This is a genomic window from Methylobacterium sp. J-026, from assembly GCF_022829585.1.
GTDB lineage: Bacteria > Pseudomonadota > Alphaproteobacteria > Rhizobiales > Beijerinckiaceae > Methylobacterium.
Genome location: NZ_JAKSYC010000200.1, coordinates 1 through 4,291, shown reverse-complemented (window position 1 = coordinate 4,291; position 4,291 = coordinate 1). Strand labels below are relative to the sequence as shown.

The following is a 4,291-nucleotide window of genomic DNA, read 5'->3' as shown; positions in this document are numbered from 1 at the left end:
CTCGACGTGGTGCTGGCCGAGCTGACTGCGGAATTCAACGCCGATACCACGGCGGTGATGCTCGACGATGCGGCGAAGGTCGCCGACACGGAGGTACCGTTGATCGTGAACAGGGCCGTCGTGGAGGCCGTGCTCGTGGTGACCGGGAAAGCGTTGGTCGCCGTGCCGGTGGTGGAGAGCTGGGTCGACAGCGCCTGGTTGGCGAGCGACTTCGCCTGATCCACGAGCTTCTGGATCGAGGTGATGCCCTGGTTGGCGGCCTGGATCGACTGGACGCCGTTGGAAACGCCGTCGAGCAGGGAGTTCAGGCTCGAGGAGCGGCTGTCGAGGGCCTGCGAGGTGAAGAAGTTGGTCGGGTTGTCGAGCGCCGAGTTGACCGTCTTGCCGGTGGCCAGGCGGTTCTGGGTGGTCGAGAGGAGCGAGGCCGTATCCTGCAGCGAAAGCAGGTCCTGACGGGTCGCGGCCGAGAGGGTGATGGACGACATCGATCAAACTTTCTGGTTGTAGCAACCCGTTTTTCGGGGTTTCTCATCAGGAACAATTCCGAATTGAATGCAGGTTAAGTCCGAAAAATATCACTTGTACTCACACTATACTGGTTAACAGTATCTGTTTTTACACAGCTCTTAGGTGTGATCTCAAAGTCGCTCAACCCTGAGTTCGATGGTATCCAGTAGAAAGGCGGCCAGGCTAACTCTGTCGAGTGTGGCGGCCGAGAGCACCGGGAGTGTGATCGAGGTGGAGCCGCTGCGCTGGCGCGACCGCGGGAACGTTATCTCCGCAGCAGGCGCTGTACTCCTTGACCTCGCCAAGGTGCGCTGATGCCGACCGTCATCCCGACCCACCCCGAGATCGCCGCAGCCGCTCAGCCCCTGTCCTGGCCTGATATGGCCCGTGTTCTGATCCTGCTGGCCTGTGTCCGCTGGCTGAACCGCCGGTTGCAGGCCGTCAATCGGCGGGTGGTTCGTTACGGCTTTGACATAGCCGGGACTGATCTGGCGTTGACGATGCAGCGCTGGCTCGCCTGCCACGAGGCGATCGGCGCCTTACTTGGTCGCCCTGAGCCGTCGCACGTCGCGCAGGTGCGGGCGACGCTGCAGAAGGGCGCCGAACGAAAGTCCCGCTAGTCCCGCGTAGGCTTCGGCTCTGGCTTGGCAGCGCGCATTAGGTTCTGGATCGCTCGCGGCGATCGGCCGGCTTTCTGGGCGATCTCGGCCTCCTGCTGCTCGATGAGATCGCGGGCCGGCTGATCGCCATCTAGGCCGCCCAGGATATCCATCGGCACGCGCCGGTTCGAGGCGCGGCTGCCGTCTTCAAAGACGACATCGAACAGGACGGTACCCCGCTCCTGCGGGAGTAGCTTGATGCGCTTGGCCATGGTGAGCTGGTACGCCAGCGAGCTCGGCAGGACTAGGTCGTTGGATTGTAGCGGCTTGAGCGTGACGGCGGTCGCGTGAGATGCCTATGATCGGCCTTGTGCCACGCCGTTCCTGCCAGAACCCCAACAACTGCCGCGCTGCCGGTCGTGGCGGCCCCTGCCGAACCTGCGACGCGGAGGCGATCGCACGACGCGCCGTTCTGCTGCGTGAGCGCATCGCCGCGAACCGAGCCGAGGGGCGGCCGCTGTATGCCGAGCGTCCCAATATGGCAACGCGAACGCGAGCAGCCGATCACCCCCGTTGAACAGGTTCGGTCAACAAAGGAATTCCACGCGCAGCAGCTTCGATCCTGCGGGGCGAAGGGGCATCGCACCCACGCCCGCCCTCGACAGCTGAGGGGCATATCTGCGGGCGAGCGTGGCGGTCGACCGTAGCCGACACAACAGGCCTACGCCTCACCTGGAAGGTGCGTACTAGCGTATGTTGGTACCACTTCCGCTTGCACAACGGGCCTCAATCTAAGGCGTACATGGTCACCGCAGCGGACGCGGCATGAGGTTTGGCAGCCTTGTGGTTCAGCCGCCCCCGCATGGCCTTGCCCGCCTTGAAATGGACATTCCGCTTGGCCGCGACGGCGACGCTCTGGCCCGTCCGCGGATTGCGGCCCGTGCGAGCGCCGAGTTCCTTTACCGCAAACGTACCGAAGTCGCGCAGCTCAACGCGGTCGCCGTCCGCCAGCGCGTCGGCGATCCGGTTGAGGATGGCGTCGACCACCGCCTCGACATCCTTCGCGTAGAGGTGCGGGTTCTGCTCCGCGATGCGGGCGACAAGCTCGGATCGGATCATGCGTGAGCGATGCCGCGTCATTCTGCAGGCAGCAACCGCGCCGGGACGAGATAAGGTTTCATTAACCGTGCGGCGTGAGGAATGCTTTCGACGTCCGGTAGCCATTCGGGACGCCTCCCTGCCTCGCCCGCCCGGTCCTCCAGCGGCGGGCTTTTCTTTAACCGCGCCATGGTATGACGCGCGGAGGTTCGATCTTTTGTCCCCGATGCTCGGATCTGGATCAGCCCGCCCGGTTCGCCGGCGCGGGCTTTTTCGAGCCGCGGAGACGTGATCAGTTCCACGCCGTGGGCCGATGGCCGACGAAGGGCGCCATGCCGACAGCGTCGACCATCTCATCGAAGGCAACCCGTGCGTCCGCATCGGTCGCGAACGTCGTGTCCCATCGGGTGCAGCCGGAGAGGTGGACAACCTCCATGCGCCAACACTCTGGCGTGCCAGGGAAACGATAGATCTCGACCTCGACCGTCTCGCCATCCCGCGTGATTGGGCCGGACAGCGGAGAGTGCTCGAACTCGACGTCTTCCTCGCTCATCCCCGGGCTACCTTGGTGCTCACCTTCGGGGACGCGCTTACCTGAAACGGTCCCGACCCAGGATGCCTTCAACGTCAGCTTGCTGATGCCTCGCTAACAGACCGCGTGCATCCTGCCCTAGAGCCGCGTTGCGTATCGGCCCGGCTCATCGCTGGTGAGATCGGACGCTCCCCCGCCCCGTGATCAGATCGGGGCGGTGCCGAGCGGCCGAGGATCACGGCAGGGTCGGGTGAGCCGACATGACGGCGGCCGCCAGCACCGTCCGAAACACCTTCTCCTGCGGTCCTGATCGGTCCACCGCCCCGAAGGCGGGAGTCGCGTTCACGAGAGCTGCGATGTCCACGCTGTGGCCGCTGTCGAAGCGGTAGGGGCCAGCCATCGGATCTCGCAGGTAGACGTCGATCGCCGCGACGATCTCCTGGCTGGTGACGACGCCTGCCTTGCGCAGGTCCGCGAGGGTCAAAGGTCCGGCCGGCATGGTCGCGCTGATCATTCCCTGACGTTGACTTAGCCGTGCCGCCCAGCCGACATGCCAAGTCCGGCCGGCGCGCGCCTCACGCGAGTCGCCGGAGCAACCAGGAGCACCGACCGCCGCAGTAGGACCCTGAAAAGCCAACAGCCCCGACCCGGCAAGGTCGAGGCTGTCGAAATCGAGAAGGCCTGTGAGGCCCCTATCCACCCCTCACAAGCCATGAAGCGCCCTCGGGCGTCAAGTCGGAACCTCAGTTCCGGCAACGATACCGGCTTGTCTTGAACGGAGCGCCCCTCGACGCCGCCGATCGTCCCCCTGTGGCCCTGTGGAAAAGGGCCGAGACACGTGTTTGCAGACGAGATCCGCCGGGCGATTGAGGCAGCCAGCCGAATCACCCTGCCCCAGGTGACGGCGCTGTTGTGGCGCGCCTACGGGGACGGGAAGGTCACGGAGGCCGAGGCCGAAGCTCTGTCCGGCCTGATAGAGGCGCGAACACTGTCTAAAAGTGGACCGCGATCCGGACAGAACCCGAACGGGGCGGCAACTGTCACACCCCGGATGGGGGATGCAGCTGAGAACGTCTCAAATCGCATAGGAAGCTCCAGGAGGCCCGGCGTCGGCTCCCGGCCACGCACGGGCGCCTCGATGGAGCGCCGCCGCCGCTGGGCAGCCTCGGGCCGCATGCCGCTCGGTCTCGCCGCCAAGTTCACCCATGCCGAGCAAGGCGTGCTCGCACTGGTCGCTGCCGAGACCGCGCGTCGGGGCGACTGCCGGTTGGCGGTTGGGCACATCGCGGCGATCGTCGGCGTGTCCGAGACCACGGTGCGCAACGCCATTCGGGAGGCGCGTAAGCTCGGGCTGGTCACGGTCGAGGAGCGCCCTGTCACCGGCTTTCGCAACCTGCCGAACATCGTCCGGATCGTCTCGGCTGAGTGGACCGCCTGGCTGCGCTTGGCCCGGAAGGGATCCATCCCTCAGGGGGGAGGGTGCAAATCCCCGCAGCGCACGCCTACTGAAGTTCTAGTCCTGTCAAAATCGGGGAAAACGGAGCCGAAGAAGGGC

Annotated in this window: 6 protein-coding genes and 1 pseudogene; 2 read left to right on the top strand and 5 right to left on the bottom strand. The window is 65.2% G+C overall.

The window, feature by feature from the left end:
* Positions 1–485, bottom strand: a pseudogene (locus MKK69_RS18635) (flagellar protein); the annotation flags it as partial.
* 336 nt (positions 486–821) lie between these two features.
* On the opposite strand from MKK69_RS18635, the gene MKK69_RS18630 reads away from it, so the two are divergent.
* Positions 822–1,127, top strand: coding sequence for a hypothetical protein (locus MKK69_RS18630; protein ID WP_243970268.1), 306 nt, complete (start codon positions 822–824; stop codon positions 1,125–1,127).
* On the opposite strand, the gene MKK69_RS18625 is transcribed toward MKK69_RS18630, so the two are convergent.
* From MKK69_RS18625 to MKK69_RS18610, 4 genes are all read right to left on the bottom strand, one after another.
* Positions 1,124–1,378 (bottom strand): hypothetical protein, encoded by a 255-nt coding sequence (locus MKK69_RS18625; RefSeq protein WP_243970265.1) that lies wholly within the window; start codon positions 1,376–1,378, stop codon positions 1,124–1,126. The genes MKK69_RS18630 and MKK69_RS18625 overlap by 4 nt on opposite strands.
* A gap of 514 nt (positions 1,379–1,892) precedes the next feature.
* A complete protein-coding gene (ihfB, locus tag MKK69_RS18620; protein ID WP_243970270.1) occupies positions 1,893–2,225 on the bottom strand; it encodes an integration host factor subunit beta in 333 nt (110 codons plus the stop codon).
* 271 nt (positions 2,226–2,496) lie between these two features.
* Complete coding sequence (locus tag MKK69_RS18615) at positions 2,497–2,757, bottom strand: hypothetical protein (RefSeq protein WP_243970263.1); 261 nt, start codon at positions 2,755–2,757, stop codon at positions 2,497–2,499.
* A gap of 214 nt (positions 2,758–2,971) precedes the next feature.
* Positions 2,972–3,235 carry a hypothetical protein gene (locus MKK69_RS18610; protein ID WP_243970261.1) on the bottom strand — a complete coding sequence of 88 codons (264 nt, stop codon included), beginning with the start codon at positions 3,233–3,235 and terminating at the stop codon, positions 2,972–2,974.
* 339 nt (positions 3,236–3,574) lie between these two features.
* On the opposite strand from MKK69_RS18610, the gene MKK69_RS18605 reads away from it, so the two are divergent.
* On the top strand, positions 3,575–4,291 hold a 717-nt coding region (locus MKK69_RS18605; RefSeq protein ID WP_243970259.1), incomplete at its 3' end, for a GntR family transcriptional regulator.